The following is a 15934-nucleotide window of genomic DNA, read 5'->3' as shown; positions in this document are numbered from 1 at the left end:
GTTGATCTGGTTCGGATGGTCGCTGCGGCCTGTTGCCACGACGGCAGTGCGAGTGCGGCGAGGCTGCCCGCGGACGGGCGGGGCACCAGCACCGCGTCCATCACCGTGCCGAACATCGTGGAGTCGTTAACGATGCCCGGCGTGACCACCATGGCCGGCGGCAAGCCACAGCCATCACCGCCAGGTGCACTTTGGTGGTCAGCTCGCACGGTGACCGGCCGATCGCCTGGCCGGTCAACTGATGTGGCGGGTCTTCCGCGGCCACCGCGCCAGCGGGCGCCGCGTACCGGCTCGGGCGGCCCTGGGGCCTTGGCTGAGCCGGTACGCGATCGACACCGTGCCCGTCAGCGCAGGCTGAACGTCGACAGGCGAAGGCCGCCGCTCAGGACCAGGTACACGTCCCGGCGGCCCTTCGCCGCGGCCGTCAGCGGGGCCGTCACCGTCTTGTACGTGTACGGCGACGATGTGCCCTCGAAGTGCGCCCTACCGGCCAACGTGCCGGTGGGAGAGCCGAGGCGCACCTCCAGCGTGCCGGAGGCGCCCGCCAGTCGGGTGGTCAGCGTCGACGCGCCCGAGCCGAGCCGTGTGTCCGCGAACTTCAGCCACGCCCCGTCGGCCGTCGCGGCCACCGCCGTCCCGCGCGCCTTCGACTCGTCCACCAGGCTGATCGCGTCGTAGTCGTCGAAGTTCTCGGCGCGGGTCGCCTTCGAGAGGTCACGGGGCGGGATCGTCTCGCCCCGAACCATGAGCGACGTACGTGCGCGGATGTCCGCCGACGACGCGCCCACCATCACGTCGTACGTCCCCGTCTCCACGACCCACTTCGAGCGGGTGACGTCCCAGTGCGCCAGGTCCGAAGTCCGCAGCTTCAGCCGTACCGTCCTCGTCTCACCCGGCTTCAGCGACACCCGAGCGTACGCCTTCAGCTGCTTCAGCGGCTGCTTGTCACGCGACACCCGCTGATGGACGTACAGCTGCACGACCTCGTCGCCCGCCCGGCTGCCCGTGTTCGTCACCGGCACCTCGTAGCCGTCGTCGACCCGCTTCAGCTCGCCGTAGCGGAAGCTCGTGTACGACAGTCCGTACCCGAACGGGTACAGCGGCTGCCCCTTGAAGTACTCGTAGGTGCGGTCGGCCTTGATGATGTCGTAGTCCAGGATGGACGGGAGGTCGGACTCCGACCTGTACCAGGTCTGCGTCAAGCGGCCCGCCGGATTGGCGTCGCCGTACAGCACATCGGCCAGTGCGTTGCCCGTCTCCTGGCCCGCGTGCGTGGTCCACAGCAGGGCCGGGACCTCCTTCTGCAGGGAGCCGAGCGTCGTGGGGTAGCTGTTCTCGACGACCACCACTGCCCGAGGATTGGCCCGGTGGACCGCCTTGACCAGGGCCTCCTGCGACGGGGCAAGCCCCATGTCCGTGCGGTCGTGGGCCTCGCGCCCGTTGATCGAGGGCATCGATCCCACGACCACGACCGCCGTGTCCTTGCCCTTGACCGCGGCGACCGCCTCGTCGACGCCATTGCGCACGATGTCCTTCGTGTAGTGCGCGGCCTTGTCCTTGTCGACCAGGCCGAGCGTGCCGTCGTCGCCGGCCGGGCCGAGGTAGACCGGGTTCGACCACCAAGACTCGCCGGTCTCGTAGCCCGCGTACCGCAGCAGGTACGTCCCGTCGTCCTGCCGCTCCAGCTTGAACTGCTGCTGCACGAACCAGCCGTTCGGCTGCGTCTGGTCGTTGACGAAGTTCGACCAGTTGTAGCCGACGTACTTTCCGTTGGCGGCCGAGCGGAGTGTGACGATGCCCGATCCCCAGTCGAACACGTCGAACTGAGAACCCGGCCCCGAGTCCGTGGTCTCCTTCAGGGCGGCGCCCGCGTCGCCCGTTCCCGCCGTGACGTACTTCCCGGTCGCCGTGTCCTTCAGCGAGATACGGTCCACGCCCTCGCTGCTCGCCACGGAGGTGCCGAGCTTCGACGCGATGCCGTCCCTGGGCGTCACCGCGTACGGGAGAGTGCCGGAGTACCAGTCCGTGTACAGGGTGTCGGCCAGCGGGCCGACCACGGCCGCGCTGCCGGACTTCCTCAGCGGCAGCACGCCGTCGTTCTTCAGCAGTACCGCAGCCTCGGTGGCCGCCTCGCGCGCCAGCTTCCGGTGAGCCGGGCTGTCGATGACGGACGCGTCGATGGATCCGTACCTGCCGCCGCCGGGGTCGAACTCGCCCAGCCGGACGCGGACGTTCAGCACATGCCCCACGGCCTCGTCGATGTCCGACTCCTTCAACAGGCCCTGGGACAAAGCCGACTTGATCGCGGTCGTCGTCGGTCCGGAGTCCGTGTCGTTGTCCGTGAAGGTGTCGATGCCCGCCTTCAGCGCGGCGGCGTCCGCCTCGGCCTGCGTGCCGTAGTACTTTTGGCTGCCGACCAGATTGCCCGGCGCAAAGGCGTCGGTGACGTTCAGCAGGTCCTGCGAAGTCCAGGTGCGCACGGTGTCGTCCAGGGCCGGGTTCACCGTATCCGGGCGGCCGTTGACGAAGTTGTACGACGACATCACGCCGGTGGCCGCGTCTGCCTCGATCGCCGGCTTGAAGGCCTGCTCGTCGTACTCCTTCAGCACACGCGGGCGCAGCTCGGAGGACGTCGTGTCGCGCTGGACCTCGTTGTTGTTGGCGAGGAAGTGCTTCAGCGTCGGGGCCGTCTTCAGGTGGTTCGGGTCGCCGCCGGTCAGGCCGGTGCCGTACGCCGTGGAGATCGAGCCGGTGAGGTAGGGGTCCTCGGAGTACCCCTCCTCGTTGCGGCCCCAGCGCGGGTCGCGCAGCAGGTTCACCACGGGCGCCCACAGGTTGAGGCCCCAGCTGGCCGGGCGTTGCTGCTGGAAGCCGCGCGCCTCGTCGCCGACCGCCGAGCCGACCTGCCGGATCAGCGCCGGGTCCCAGGTGGAGGCGAGCCCGATCGCCTGCGGGAACACGGTCGTTTTGCCGAGCCAGGCCACGCCGTGCAGGGCTTCGGTGCCGGTGCGGAACGCCTGGATGCCGAGGCGCGGGATCGCCGGCTCGTACTGATGGAGGAGGGAGATCTTCTCGTCGAGTGTCAGACGGGTGAGCAGGTCGTCGACGCGCTTGTCGGCGGCGAGGTTCGGGTTGCGGAAGGGGTACGCGGGGTCGTCCGCGCCGGCCGGGGCGGCGACCGAGAGGCCGGCCACGAGTGCGAGCGCGACGACGAGCGTGGTTCTCCTTCTTCTTGCGCGTTTCTGCATGTCACGGCTCCTTCGGTGAGTGCCTTGCACATGAGGAACTTCAGGGCGCGTTGCGTGGCGCCGTGCTCGCGCGTTCCGTCAGCCGGGGCGGCAGGAGCGTCGCCTCGGGTACGGCCGTGCCGTCCAGCTTCTTCATCAGCAGCTCCACGGCCCGCGCGCCCAGCTCGGCGGACGGCAGGGCGACCGAGGTGAGGGGGACGCGGAGGGACTCGGCGAGTTCGTCGGGGCAGATGGCGGTGATGGACAGGTCGCCGGGGACCCGCAGACCGAGCTGCTCGAAGGCGTCGATCAGCGGCTCCAGAACCGCCTCGTTGTGCACGACGACCCCGGTCAGCCCGGGCTGTTCGCGCAGCAGTTGCTCGGCGATCCGGCGTGCGGCGGCGGGCGAGGCCTCGCACGGGTGGATGGACGAGGTGAGCCCGTTGCGGTCGGCGGCCGCCGTGAACCCCTGCACCACCCGCTGCGCGAACGCCGTCTCGCGCACATAGACCTCGGGCGGCGACCCGACCAGCGCCACGACCCGGTGCCCGAGCCCCGCCATCCGCTCCACACACAGCTCGCCCGCCGCCTTGAAGTCGAGGTCGATGCAGGTCAGGCCCGCCGGGTCCTGGGGGAACCCGATCATCACGGAGGGCCGGTCGAGGGTGCGCAGCAGCGGCAGCCGAGGGTCGTGGAGTTGTACGTCCATGACGATCAACGCGTCCACGAGCGCCGTGTCTGCGACCCTGCGCAGTCCTTCCTCGCCCTCCTCCTGGGTGAGCAGCAGCACGTCGTGGTCGTGCGTCCGTGCCGTGGTCACCACCGAGACCGCGAACTGCATGACCACCGGGACGTGGATACCTGACCGCAGCGGAATCACCAGCGCCAGCACGTTCGACCTGCTGCTGGCCAGCGCGCGGGCGCCGGCGTGCGGGCGGTAGCCCAGCTCGCGGATGGACGCCTCGATGCGCCGCCGGGTCTCCTCGGAGATCGGGCGTTTGCCGCTCAGGGCGTACGAGACGGTGCTGGGGGAGACACCCGCGTGCCGCGCCACGTCCGTGATCTTCACCATGGTCAGTCCAGCTCCAGTGGGGGAGAAACCATCACTCCGACTCCAGCTCCAGCGACAGGAATCCGGTCCCCGCCGCCGCCCGCACGATCCGCTCACCGGCAGCCAGCGCCCAGTCGGTCGCCGGATCACTGCTGGAGGCCCGTAGCGTGTCCCCCTCCCGGACGACGGTGAAAGTCACCTCACCCACCGGCACCATCACCCGCGCCCCGCGCTCGAGGCCGTAGGCGCGCAGGGTGACCCCGTCGGCGTACGGATAGTCGGGCCGGTCGGCCACCGCGCCCACCGGGATCACCGCACCTGGTCTGACCAGCAGCGGAACGCTGGAGAACCCGTGGCGCTCGCGCACCCAGCGCGGCCCGGTCACGCTCTGCCCGCTCAGGTAGTGGGTCCAGGTGCCCTCAGGCACGTAATACGAGACGTCCCCGTCGTCGCTGAAGACCGGCGCGACCAGCAGATCGGGCCCGAGCATGTACTGCCGCTCCAGATGCGCGCAGCCGGGGTCGTCCGGGAACTCCAGCACCATCGCCCGCATCATCGGCACACCCTCCGCGTGAGCGGTGCGGGCGACCTCGTACAAGTACGGCATGAGTCGCAGCTTCAGCCGGGTGAAGAGCCTGAGGACGTCCACGGCCTCCTCGTCGAACAGCCACGGCACCCGGTACGACGACGATCCGTGCAGCCGGCTGTGCGAGGACAGCAGCCCGAAGGCGAGCCACCGCTTGAACAGGGCCGGCGTCGGCGTCCCCTCGAAGCCGCCGATGTCATGGCTCCAGAACCCGAAGCCCGACATGCCGAGGCTGAGGCCGCCGCGCAGCGACTCGGCCATCGACTCGTACGTGGCCTCGCAGTCACCGCCCCAGTGCACCGGGAAGCGCTGGCTGCCGGCCGTGGCCGAGCGCGCGAAGACGACGGCCTCCTGCTCGCCGCGGTGCTTGCGCAGCACCTCGAAGACGGTGCGGTTGTAGAGGTACGTGTAGTAGTTGTGCATCCGCTCCGGGTCTGAGCCGTCCGCGTACGCCACGTCGACCGGGATCCGCTCGCCGAAGTCGGTCTTGAAGCAGTCGACGCCCTGCGCGAGCACTGCCTCCAGCTTGGAGGCATACCAGTCGCGGGCGGCCGGACTGGTGAAGTCGACGAGCGCCATGCCGGGCTGCCACAGGTCCCACTGCCACACGCTCCCGTCGGGCTTCCTGAGCAGATGCCCCAGGGCCTTGCCCTCGGCGAAGAGCGGCGAGCGCTGCGCGATGTACGGATTGATCCAGACGCAGATGTGCAGGCCCTTGTCCTTCAGCCGGGCCAGCATGCCCTCCGGATCGGGGAAGACCCGCGGATCCCACTGGAAGTCGCACCAGTTGAACTCGCGCATCCAGAAGCAGTCGAAGTGGAAGACGGAGAGCGGCAGTTCGCGCTCCTTCATGCCGTCGATGAAGGAGGTCACGGTGGCCTCGTCGTACGAGGTGGTGAAGGAGGTCGACAGCCACAGGCCGAAGGACCAGGCGGGCGGGAGCGCCGGCCGGCCGGTGAGGGCCGTGTACTTGCGCAGGATGTCCTTCGGGGTGGGGCCGTGGATGACGTAGTACGTCAACTGCTGGCTCTCCACGCTGAACTGGACCCGGGACACCGCCTCCGAGCCGACCTCGAACGACACCTTGCCCGGGTGGTCGACGAAGACGCCGTAGCCCGCGTCGGTCAGGAAGAAGGGGACGTTCTTGTAGGCCTGTTCGGTCGCTGTGCCGCCGTCGGCGTTCCACATGTCGACGACCTGGCCGTTCTTGACGAGCGGCCCGAAGCGTTCGCCGAGACCGTACACCGAGGTACCGACGCGAAGGTCCAGCTGCTCGCGCAGGTAGTGGGCGCCGGTCGCGTCGCGCATGATGCCCATGCCCTTGCGACCGCTGGTGGTGAGAACGCGGCCGTGGGCGAGGAAGTCGACGTGCCAGGGTTCGGTGCGGGCGACGCGCACGGACAGGGCGCCCGCGGTCACGGTGGCGTGCTCCTCGTCGTACTCCACCTGCGGTGTGAAGTCGTCCTCCCGCCGCACTTCGAACCGCGGCCCCCGGGGCTGCTCGCCCTCGAAGTGCGTGAAGGTGACGCCGATGACGTCCGGCATCGGCGCGTGTGCGCTGATCGTCACGACCGGTCCCTTCAGCAGGTCGCCGCGGTGGCGGATGGGCTGGGTCGGCGCGTCGATCTCCAGGACCCCCGGGGAGGCGGTCACGTCCAGGACCTCGACCGGGTGGGCCGCGGTGACGCCTTCGCGCAGCAGCCAGTAGCCGTCGGTGAACTTCAAGCGTGTGCCCCCTACTTGACGGCACCCACGGCGATGCCGCGGGTGAGAGTCCGCTGGAAGACGAGGAAGAAGACGATGGCGGGCAGGACGCCGAGCAGGGCCGCCGCGTTGGTCATCGTGGCGTCCATCAGGCGCTGACCCTGGAGGACACCGAGCGCCACCGACACCGTCTGGTTGTCGTTGGAGATCAGCATGACCAGGGGGAGCAGGAACTCGTTCCACGTCCAGATGAAGAAGAAGACGAGCAGCACGCCGATGGTCGGACGGCTGACCGGGACCACGATCCGCCACAGCACCTGCCACTTGTTCGCCCCGTCGATCCGGGCCGCCTCGATGATCTCGCGCGGGAACTGCCCGAGGACGGAGGAGAGCAGATACGTGCCGAAGGCGGCCTGGACGACGGTGAAGACGATCACGACGCTGAGCCGGGTGTCGTACAGGCCCACCTGCTTGCACAGGTAGTAGATCGGATAGACGAGCGCCTCCTGCGGCAGCATGTTGGCGAGCACGAAGAAGGCGAGCGCCCAGGTGCGGCCCTTGATCCGGCCGATGCCGATCGCGTAGGCGTTGAGCACGGACAGGACTGCGGCCAGGACCGCCACCGAGCCGCTGATCAGGACGGAGTTGAAGAGCTTCTGGCCGTAGTCGACGCGCGACCAGAAGTCCTTCAGACCGTCCAGGTAGAGGCCCTTGGGGAGGCTGAGGGGGCCGTGCTGGGAGTACTCGGTGGGGGACTTCACGGCGTTGACCGCGACGATGAGGAACGGCAGGACCATGAAGGCCGCGCCGATGCAGAGCGCGATGAGGACCGGGTAGCGGCGTACGGCGGTCATGTGCGGACCCCCTCCTCGGCGTCCTCGGCACGGGTCTGGAGCTTCAGTCCGACCACGGCCAGGACGAGGATGATCATGGTGAGGACGGTGGAGACGGCGGCGCCGTACCCGACCTGGGTCTTCTCGAAGAACGTGGTGAAGGAGAAGTAGGAGGGGACGTCGGTGGCGCCGCCCGGCCCGCCCTTGGTCAGGACGTAGACGGCCCCGAAGACCTTCAGTGCGGCGATCGTGCACCACAGCAGCACGACGTAGATCTCGGGTCTGATCTGCGGCAGCGTGATGTGCCAGAAGCGGCGCCACCAGCCGGCGCCGTCCAGCTCCGCCGCCTCGTACAGCTGCGGGTCGACGCGCTGGAGCCCCGCCATGAAGACGACGAGCGGGAAGCCGATCTGCACCCACACCATCACGCCCATGACGGTGTAGAGGGCGATGCCCGGGTCACCGAGCCAGTCCTGCTGCAGGGAGCCGAGGCCGACCGCCTTCAGCAGGGCGTTCAGGGCGCCGTTGTCGGGAGCGAGGATCCAGCTCCAGACGATGCCCGCGACTGCGATGGGCAGCACCTGCGGGAGGTAGAAGCAGGCGCGGAGGACGGCCGCCGTCTTGCTGCCGAAGTGCTTGCCTATGTAGTCGAACAGGGCGGCGGCGAGGACGAGTCCGAGCATCGTCGGTACGACGGCCATGGCGACGACCATGAACAGGCTGTGCCGGAACGACGCCCAGAACTCCGAGTCGTCCATCAGCTCGCGGTAGTTGGCGAGCCCGGTCCACTTCGGCGAGCCGACGCCGCTCCAGTCCGTGAAGCTCACGCCCGTGTTCATCAGGAACGGGACGACGATCACGGTGAGGAAGGCGAGGATGCCGGGGAGCAGGAAAAGGATGTACGACGTGCGCGGGCGGGGGAGGCGCGGGCCCGCGTGCTGGTGCTTGCCGGCGGCCCGCGCACCCCGTTCGACCGTGATCGTCATTGCTGCGGCACGCCCTTGTCGTACGCCTTCTGCACGTTGCTCAGATAGGCGTCGGGCTTCTCGCTGCCCGTGATCAGCTTCTGTGTCTCGGAGACGAGGACGTCGTAGAAGCCGGCGACCGGCCAGTCCGGGTAGAAGGCCAGCCCGTCACGTCCGGAGAGCGTGTTGAAGTCGGCGATGAGGGTCTTTGCCTGCGGGTCGGTGATGGCGGACGGGTCGGCCGCGACCGGCACGCCGCCCTTGTTGCCGAGCAGGTTCTGGATCTTCTTCGACATGGTGATGTCGATGAAGTCGTAGGCCAGGTCCTTGTTCTTGGCGCCCTTGGGAACGACCCAGAGGTTGCCGCCCGAGCCGAGCGTCAGGTTCGACCCCGGCCACAGCACGGTGCCCCAGTCGAACTTGTTCTCCGCCTTGAAGCGGCCGTACCACCAACTGCCGCTGAACAGGATCGGGTTCTTGCCCTGGATGAAGGCGACCCCCGCGTCCTCGGCCTTGGAGCCGCTGGACGTCTTGCTGATGTAGCCCTTCTTCACCCAGTCGGCGAAGGTGGTCGCACCGTAGGTCCAGGCGGCGTCGTGGAAGTCGGTCTTACCCTTGTAGAGCTCGTACGAGTCGACCCAGGAGCGGTCGGCCTTCGACAGCGCCAGCTGGTACAGATACTGCTGGGCCACGTACTCGGCGCCGGCGTTGGCGAGCGGGGTGATGCCCTTGGCGACGAACTTGTCCATGGCTGCGGTGAGGTCGTCGAACGTTTTCGGCTCGGCGATGCCGTACTTCTTGAAGAGGTCCTTGTTGTAGAAGACCATGGTGTATTCGGCGTAATTGGGTACTCCGTACCAATTTCCTGAGCCCATGACGCCGCCTGCGTCGTACTGGCTGGTGGTCTTCACCCCGGCGCTGAGCTCCTTGTCCCAGCCGCGCTTGGTGACCTCGGCGGTCAGATCGGTGAGGAGTCCCTGCTTGGACAGCAGGCCCGCCGTCGCGTTGCCCTTGTTGTATTCCATGATGTCGGGGGCGTCCGAGGAGTTGAGGACCATAGGCGCGGTCTTCTGGATCTGTTCGAAGCCCTTCTCCTCGAACTTCACCTTCACGCCCGGGTGTTTCGCCTCGAACTCCTTGATGGCCTCGTTCCAGGCGATACCCATCGCGCTGTTCGGGGCTTCGTAGTGCCACAGTTTGAGTGTCTTGCCGTCGGAAGAACCGCTGTCCGAGCCACCGCAGGAGGCCAGGAGCAGGGATCCGGTGAGGACCGCCGCCGTCGCCACCACACGCCTTCGTGCCGTCAACATCCAGTGCCTCCAGGGGAGTCGGATGGGTACCTGGGGCGTCACGCAGCGTTCATCGAATCGATTCGATGCGTGACGTCGAAGCGCTTCGACGGTGGAAGGTAGGTGGGGGCTGTGGGTGCGTCAATGGGTGCGTACGAAATCAGCGGAGATTCGTGCCGCTCGCCGATCGGGATCGTCGCCGGCGACGGGCGTGGACTGCATGGCCGGTCGCGATCGGCAGGGCCAGGGCCGCGGCGGTCGTCGGTGCGGTGAAGTCGGGGTCGGCGAAAGGTGTTGCGCCGCCCAGCCGCCGGGTCCGGCCACCTCGGCGCCCGTCCGCGGCAAGCACAGACCTCCACGGGGTTGGCCGGGGGTCTTCATTCCGGCGGTGGCCTTCCCGGCCTCGTTGCGGGCCTGTTAGGTGATGTCGGCGGTGCCTTGGCCGGTCACCTCGTAGGTCACCGAGGCGGTGGGGGTGCGGTGTTCCGGCTCACCGCCGTCCTCGCCCGTGGCGAGTACGCCGTAGAGGACGAGGCCGCCGCAGGCGGCCGGAGTCCAGGACGTAGCTGGGGCTCTTCCACTGTTTGGGGCGGCAGTCCTGTCCGCGGTCGCGTTCAAGTCCGGCACCCTGCGCCTGATGTTCGACAGTGGCATGCATCTGACGTGTTCGGCCGACACGTCGTTCGAACCTTGGCAGATCGCCGGACCACGAGGACGGCGCTTCGTCTCGTTGCCCGGCGGAGACCTCGCCGTGTGGTCCCGGTCTGGAACTGGCGAGGACCCGCAAGGCCGGACTGCGAAGCACTGAGAATCTGCCACCTGCGCTGCGACGAGACCCGCCCGGTTTTCGGGTCGTCTCCGAGTGGAGCGCGGTCGTTCACAAGCTGGTCACAGTGGCGGCGCAGACGCCAGGCCGTCGGCCGCACGGACCCCCGCGAGGACGAGATCTTCATGCTGATCAAGGGCACCGCGCTGCTGTGGTCGGACGACCAGGATATGGAACTGCCGGAGGGTGGCATCGTCTACCTGCCCAAGAACGTCCCCCACGGCTACCGGATCACCTCGGACACCGCCGACCTGCTGATGATCTGCACGCCCGGCGGCATCGAGGGCATGTTCCGGCACGCCGGGCGCGGCATGTCGACCGCCCGGCCGGATGATCTCCCAGCACACGGTCAGCGACCGGCACCGGGCCTGAGTGGTCCCCTTGCCCGACCAGCCCGTCCCCACCGATTGGGTCTGAGGCTGGGGATATGGACGGGCGGCAGGGTAGTGTTTAGACATATTTGCCTGATTTGCGGAGCACCTCGTCACCGCGTGTTCAGGTCTGTTAGCCAGGAGTGAGCGGGAGGCGTGTTGGCACCTGCGGCAGCCAAAGCCGGGAGTCACCCTCAGCAGTCAGGGCTGAACTTTCCGGCCGCCTCGTACAAAGCGCTACGGGACACGGAGACACTGACGCTGGCTCTCCAGGCCACCGAGTGCCTGGATGGCCGGGGCGCGTTCCTGCACTGGTGGGATCCTGCCGCTCGCCAGCTGCGCCTGGCTGCGACCAGCGGGTTGGCCGCGGAGAGCGCCATCGCCGTGGCGTGGGCGGATCTGTCCGATGAGCAGGACGTGGCGCCCGTACGTGCCATGCGGCGCGGTGACTACGCCTGGGTGAGCGGGGACATTCTGGGTATTGGGGCAGCCGGCACGGCAGCGGTGCCCCTCCTCGGTGCCGATGGGCCGATCGGTGTGCTGTCCGTGATCACGGCAGGGTGCGGCGAGCCGGAAGAGGTACAGCGATCCTTTCTGCGTTCGGTGGCGGGATGGGTCGCTGCACGCTTGGAGGAATTGCCCAGCACACCGCCCGTTTGTCGTTCGGTGGCCGGCTCTGAGCGGACGGTCCGGATGGGCAAGCTGACCGCGGCGCTCGCCGAGGCCGTCACCTCCCGGGAGGTCGTGCAGGCCGTGGCGGCGCACGTCCTGCCCCCGTTCGGCGCCGACGGGCTCATAGTCTGGGTGTTCGAAAGCGGCCGACAGCATGTGGTCGACTCCCGCGGATACACACAGGAGTTCCTCAGCCTGCTCGACGGGCTCGCAGTCACCGACTACTCCGTGACCGCCGATGTCTTCGAGACTTGTACTCCCCGATTCATCGAATCGGCCGCAGAATACTGCGAACGCTATCCAGCACTGAAAAATATTCCGGCGGCGGCCGAGAAGAACGCGTGGGCGTTCCTGCCCATGATCGCCTCCGGGAATGCCATCGGTATGTGTCTGGTGTCGTTCACCCGGCAGCGCTCCTTCACCGACGAGGAGCGCACGCTGCTGACCGCATTGAGTGGTCTGGTCGGCCAGTCGCTGGAACGGGCCCGCTTGTACGACGGGGAGCACGCTCGGGCGCAGGAGCTGCAGCGTTCCTTGCTGCCCCGGACACTTCCCCGCTTGCCTGCTGCCTGCGCGGCCGCACGCTACCTGCCCGCGGGCAGGGGCGAACAAGTCGGTGGCGACTGGTACGACGTGCTCCCGCTGTCCGGCGACCGGGTCGCCATGGTGATCGGCGACGTCATGGGACACGGCATCCCCGAAGCGGCCACCATGGGCCAGCTGCGCACCGCGGTGCGCACCCTCGCCGACCTGGACATGCCCCCTGACGAGCTGCTCAGCCGTCTCAACGACCTGGTCAGCGACCTGGGCGAGGACTGCTACGCCACCTGCCTCTACGCGGTCTTCGACCCGATCACCCGGATATGTTCGTTCTCTCTGGCCGGTCATCCCCCACCGGTCGTCGTCCATCCCGATGGCACCGTCCACAGGCCCGACCTGACTGCCGACCCGCCGCTGGGGGCCGCCGAACCACCGTTCGAAACACACCAGATGCTCCTGCCCGAGGAGAGCCTGCTGGTCCTGTGCACCGACGGACTCGTCGAATCCGCCACCCAGTTCGTCGACCAAGGACTGGCCCGACTGCAACAGGTCCTCGCCCAGCACGCGGTGTCCACCTTCACGGCAGCGGACGAGGACGACGACGTCCGGCGCCTGGACGACCTGTGCGACACGGTGGTCTCGGCCCTGCTGCCCGACCATGGCCGGACGAACGACGACGCAGCGCTACTGATCGCCCACACGCGGGCCATCGACGCCGGTGATGTCGCCTCCTGGATCCTCCCGGAAGATCCGCGCGCGGCCGGACAGGCCCGCGAACACGTCCGAAACCAACTGGCCGTCTGGGGACTGGACGAGCTGGCGATCACCACCGAGCTACTGGCCAGCGAGCTGGTCGGCAACGTGATCCGGCACGCCAAGGGCCCAATCCGCCTGCGCCTGCTGCGCAGCCGCACCTTGACCTGCGAGGTCTACGACGGCAGCCTCAGCACTCCCCGTATCCGCCACGCCGCCTACACCGACGAGGGCGGCCGCGGCCTGCAACTCGTCGCCGCCCTATCCAGACGCTGGGGCGCCCGCTACCACCACGACGGCAAATGCATCTGGACCGAGCAAGACATCCCGCACCGCGCCGCGTGACGGATCTCGGCCATGAGGTCCAGGCGGGAACAGCACACCAAGGACCGGCTCGCGCGGCTCACTGAACTCGGACCCAACTGGGCATGAGGCCCGTTCGGCTGTCGGCCGAGGCGGGTTATGGGCAAAGCGCTGCGGAGACTCGGACAAGAGTGTGGCGTCATCCGATCCAGCGATCGCACCACACCTGTTGCGCCGATCACGATCACGGACACTGGCGCTGCGCTGCATCAACGCGAGAATCTCTACGCTGCAACAGCTTGTTCCCCCGGAGAAAGGGCGTAGCCCCGGCCCACGTCCTCGTACGAGCTCTCCCGGTCACCGCCCTCGAACTCGCAGACGCGCTTGTGGCGGATCCGCCCACCGCCAACCGGATGGATCTCCCGGAGCCGGTGGTGGTGCTCCTCCGTCGCCGCGAACAGCTTCACGGGCAGCACCACCAGACCGTGAACATAAAGGCCGAACGACATGACCCCGGTCCAGATCGCCTTCGTCGGCGGGTTGCTGCTCATGCCCTCAGCCTCCGGCGATCAGTGGCTGCCTGCATCACGGGGTCACCACGTGGGGCGGATGCCCCGCAACGGGCTCTCGGGGTCGGTATGCAGCCCGTCCAGGAGAGCGGTGGCTGTGGAGCTGCCCCCGATGCGGCGAGGGAGTATTCGTCCAGAACGAAGATCGCCGCGCGCTCGCCACACCTCATTACTGGTGGTACGGAACTATTCAGCTCGTAGGCCCCTAGCCTTGCCGTATCAACATCGGGCTCCCGCCCGGTGGACCGGCATCACATAGCGGGTGCCGAAAACTGGAGGCACCCTCATGCTGATCGCTCAACGTCCGTCTCTCACCGAGGAGGTTGTGGACGCATACCGCTCCCGGTTCGTGATCGAGCCGCTGGAGCCGGGTTTCGGCTACACCCTCGGCAACTCCCTGCGTCGCACCCTCCTCTCCTCGATCCCCGGCGCTGCCGTCACCAGTATTCGCATCGACGGCGTGCTGCACGAGTTCACCACCGTGCCGGGCGTCAAGGAGGACGTCACCGACCTCATCCTCAACATCAAGCAACTGGTCGTCTCCTCGGAGCACGACGAGCCGGTCGTGATGCACCTGCGCAAGCAGGGGCCCGGCGTGGTCACCGCCGCTGACATCGCCCCGCCGGCCGGCGTCGAGGTGCACAACCCGGACCTCGTCCTGGCCACCCTGAACGCCACGGGCAAGCTGGAGATGGAGCTGACCGTCGAGCGCGGTCGCGGCTACGTCTCCGCCGTGCAGAACAAACAGGTGGGCCAGGAGATCGGCCGGGTCCCGGTCGACTCGATCTACAGCCCGGCGCTCAAGGTCACCTACAAGGTCGAGGCGACCCGTGTCGAGCAGCGCACCGACTTCGACAAGCTGATCGTCGACGTCGAGACCAAGCAGGCGATGCGCCCGCGTGACGCGATGGCCTCGGCCGGCAAAACCCTGGTCGAGCTCTTCGGGCTCGCCCGCGAGCTCAACATCGACGCCGAGGGCATCGACATGGGCCCGTCCCCGACGGACGCCGCCCTAGCCTCTGAGCTCGCGCTGCCGATCGAGGAGCTCGAGCTCACCGTCCGTTCCTACAACTGCCTCAAGCGCGAGGGCATCCACTCCGTGGGCGAGCTCGTCGCGCGCAGCGAGGCGGACCTGCTCGACATCCGCAACTTCGGTGCGAAGTCGATCGACGAGGTCAAGGCGAAGCTGGCCGGCATGGGCCTGGCATTCAAGGACAGCCCGCCCGGATTCGACCCCACCGCTGCCGTGGGCGCCTTCGGCGCCGACGACGACACCGGGTACATCGAAACCGAGCAGTACTGAGGGGTTTCCATCCTGAAGGCGCAGCGAGTCCGAGGGGGTACGGGCGGTTCGCATCCGCTGGCCAGGGCGGACCTGCCGCACGACGTGGTCAGGGGGTTCAGAACTTCTGCCGCTTGACCGAACCCAAGCGCGTTCCGGCGACCATGAGTGAGCGTTACTGCTGCGGTTCATTGCGAGGGCGGGTGTCCCCATGGGGCGAACGGGAGTTTGTGGGCCGAACGTGTGACCTTTCTCGTGGGCGGTTCGTTGTGGGTGGTGGCGGATGGCCGGGGCGGGGGTCGGGGGCGGGTGCTGTGGGCGGGTTGCGGGAGTTGGCGGATCCGTTCGTGGTGCCCGGCCCTGCGGGGGGCGATTAGGGCCCGGCTGCGGGTGTCGGACACGGACGCGGCGGCGCTCCGTGAGGTCGGGGCGTTCCTGGGCGGGCTGGCCGCCGGTGACCTCGCGGCGCGGTGCGGGCAGCGGCTGGAGCACGATGCCGCGTCATGGGCGGTGCGCAAGCGGGAGCTGACCGGCTAGTCGTCGGCGCGGTGGGCGGGCAGTGTTACGAAGGCCACGCATGATCAGTGGGCGCTGGCCCGGCGTGGTCAGGCGGCGGAATTGGCGTGGCTGCGCGGGCAGATCACGCAGATCGTCCAGCAACTGGGCGACGCGCCGGTCGCGGTCTACGCCGCCGACTGGACGCTGGTCAGCTGGAACCGGCTGTGGACCGCCGCCATCGGCGACCCCCGTACGTACGGCTGGGACCAGGCCAATCTCGTCGCCGGGATGTTCCGCTCCAGCGGCGGCCACCGGGTCGATTCCATCGCCGCCTGGCCGGTACGGTCCTGGGCGGGCGACGAGGCCGAGGAGGAGTCCCTGGTGGCCGACCTGCGCGTCACGGCGGTGGCCCACCCCGACGATGCCCGCCTCGCCCTGCGCTGGGAGGGCCGCACCCAGGACTAC

Annotated in this window: 13 protein-coding genes and 2 pseudogenes; 6 read left to right on the top strand and 9 right to left on the bottom strand. The window is 68.3% G+C overall.

All coding sequences use genetic code 11. From position 1 onward, the window contains the following. Window positions 1-33: 33 nt before the first annotated feature. The 8 genes and pseudogenes from ACFYXB_RS34510 to ACFYXB_RS34475 form a co-directional block, all read right to left on the bottom strand. Window positions 34-256, bottom strand: a pseudogene (locus tag ACFYXB_RS34510) (IS5/IS1182 family transposase); the annotation flags it as partial. A gap of 88 nt (window positions 257-344) precedes the next feature. Then, a complete protein-coding gene (locus tag ACFYXB_RS34505; RefSeq protein ID WP_389589001.1) occupies window positions 345-3248 on the bottom strand; it encodes a glycoside hydrolase family 3 C-terminal domain-containing protein in 2904 nt (967 codons plus the stop codon). A 40-nt stretch (window positions 3249-3288) separates the two neighbouring features. Then, window positions 3289-4299 (bottom strand): LacI family DNA-binding transcriptional regulator, encoded by a 1011-nt coding sequence (locus ACFYXB_RS34500; protein WP_351362079.1) that lies wholly within the window; start codon window positions 4297-4299, stop codon window positions 3289-3291. A gap of 31 nt (window positions 4300-4330) precedes the next feature. Further along, a complete protein-coding gene (gene yicI, locus ACFYXB_RS34495; RefSeq protein WP_389589000.1) occupies window positions 4331-6589 on the bottom strand; it encodes an alpha-xylosidase in 2259 nt (752 codons plus the stop codon). An 11-nt stretch (window positions 6590-6600) separates the two neighbouring features. Beyond that, on the bottom strand, window positions 6601-7422 hold the full coding sequence (locus ACFYXB_RS34490) for a carbohydrate ABC transporter permease (RefSeq protein ID WP_389588999.1): 822 nt from the start codon (window positions 7420-7422) through the stop codon (window positions 6601-6603). Continuing rightward, on the bottom strand, window positions 7419-8387 hold the full coding sequence (locus ACFYXB_RS34485; RefSeq protein ID WP_389588998.1) for a carbohydrate ABC transporter permease: 969 nt from the start codon (window positions 8385-8387) through the stop codon (window positions 7419-7421). Before ACFYXB_RS34485 ends, ACFYXB_RS34490 begins: the two co-directional genes overlap by 4 nt. Continuing rightward, a complete protein-coding gene (locus tag ACFYXB_RS34480) occupies window positions 8384-9676 on the bottom strand; it encodes an extracellular solute-binding protein (RefSeq protein WP_351362091.1) in 1293 nt (430 codons plus the stop codon). The genes ACFYXB_RS34485 and ACFYXB_RS34480 overlap by 4 nt, the downstream gene beginning before the upstream one ends. 396 nt (window positions 9677-10072) lie before the next feature. After that, complete coding sequence (locus tag ACFYXB_RS34475; RefSeq protein ID WP_389588997.1) at window positions 10073-10273, bottom strand: hypothetical protein; 201 nt, start codon at window positions 10271-10273, stop codon at window positions 10073-10075. On the opposite strand from ACFYXB_RS34475, the gene ACFYXB_RS34470 reads away from it, so the two are divergent. From ACFYXB_RS34470 to ACFYXB_RS34460, 3 genes are all read left to right on the top strand, one after another. After that, window positions 10236-10463, top strand: coding sequence for a DUF6188 family protein (locus ACFYXB_RS34470; RefSeq protein ID WP_389589029.1), 228 nt, complete (start codon window positions 10236-10238; stop codon window positions 10461-10463). The two genes, ACFYXB_RS34475 and ACFYXB_RS34470, sit on opposite strands and share 38 nt — an antisense overlap. Beyond that, a complete protein-coding gene (locus ACFYXB_RS34465; RefSeq protein ID WP_389588996.1) occupies window positions 10409-10999 on the top strand; it encodes a cupin domain-containing protein in 591 nt (196 codons plus the stop codon). Before ACFYXB_RS34470 ends, ACFYXB_RS34465 begins: the two co-directional genes overlap by 55 nt. Window positions 11000-11287: 288 nt before the next feature. Next, a complete protein-coding gene (locus tag ACFYXB_RS34460; RefSeq protein ID WP_389589028.1) occupies window positions 11288-13162 on the top strand; it encodes a SpoIIE family protein phosphatase in 1875 nt (624 codons plus the stop codon). A gap of 242 nt (window positions 13163-13404) precedes the next feature. On the opposite strand, the gene ACFYXB_RS34455 is transcribed toward ACFYXB_RS34460, so the two are convergent. Further along, a complete protein-coding gene (locus ACFYXB_RS34455) occupies window positions 13405-13671 on the bottom strand; it encodes a Ku protein (RefSeq protein ID WP_389588995.1) in 267 nt (88 codons plus the stop codon). Between the two features lie 304 nt (window positions 13672-13975). Between ACFYXB_RS34455 and ACFYXB_RS34450 the strand changes: the two genes are divergently transcribed. The 3 genes and pseudogenes from ACFYXB_RS34450 to ACFYXB_RS34440 all read left to right on the top strand — a co-directional run. Continuing rightward, on the top strand, window positions 13976-14992 hold the full coding sequence (locus tag ACFYXB_RS34450) for a DNA-directed RNA polymerase subunit alpha (protein WP_389588994.1): 1017 nt from the start codon (window positions 13976-13978) through the stop codon (window positions 14990-14992). Window positions 14993-15361: 369 nt separating this feature from the next. After that, window positions 15362-15508 (top strand): hypothetical protein, encoded by a 147-nt coding sequence (locus ACFYXB_RS34445; RefSeq protein WP_389588993.1) that lies wholly within the window; start codon window positions 15362-15364, stop codon window positions 15506-15508. Window positions 15509-15589: 81 nt separating this feature from the next. After that, window positions 15590-15844 (top strand): annotated as a pseudogene (locus ACFYXB_RS34440) (transcriptional regulator); the annotation flags it as partial. Between the last annotated feature and the right edge of the window lie 90 nt (window positions 15845-15934).

Source organism: Streptomyces sp. NPDC002619 (genome assembly GCF_042889305.1).
Taxonomy (GTDB): domain Bacteria; phylum Actinomycetota; class Actinomycetes; order Streptomycetales; family Streptomycetaceae; genus Streptomyces.
The sequence above is the reverse complement of the archived record's forward strand: the minus strand, read 5'-3'. Positions and strand labels throughout refer to the sequence as shown.

Excerpts from the sequence above, each read along its gene's own strand:
- ACFYXB_RS34450 (WP_389588994.1), top strand. The coding sequence starts at position 13,976 with ATGCTGATCGCTCAACGTCCGTCTCTCACCGAGGAGGTTGTGGACGCA.
- ACFYXB_RS34455 (WP_389588995.1), bottom strand. The coding sequence starts at position 13,671 with ATGAGCAGCAACCCGCCGACGAAGGCGATCTGGACCGGGGTCATGTCG.
- ACFYXB_RS34485 (WP_389588998.1), bottom strand. The coding sequence starts at position 8,387 with ATGACGATCACGGTCGAACGGGGTGCGCGGGCCGCCGGCAAGCACCAG.
- ACFYXB_RS34480 (WP_351362091.1), bottom strand. The coding sequence starts at position 9,676 with ATGTTGACGGCACGAAGGCGTGTGGTGGCGACGGCGGCGGTCCTCACC.
- ACFYXB_RS34490 (WP_389588999.1), bottom strand. The coding sequence starts at position 7,422 with ATGACCGCCGTACGCCGCTACCCGGTCCTCATCGCGCTCTGCATCGGC.
- ACFYXB_RS34505 (WP_389589001.1), bottom strand. The coding sequence starts at position 3,248 with ATGCAGAAACGCGCAAGAAGAAGGAGAACCACGCTCGTCGTCGCGCTC.
- ACFYXB_RS34500 (WP_351362079.1), bottom strand. The coding sequence starts at position 4,299 with ATGGTGAAGATCACGGACGTGGCGCGGCACGCGGGTGTCTCCCCCAGC.
- ACFYXB_RS34460 (WP_389589028.1), top strand. The coding sequence starts at position 11,288 with ATGCGGCGCGGTGACTACGCCTGGGTGAGCGGGGACATTCTGGGTATT.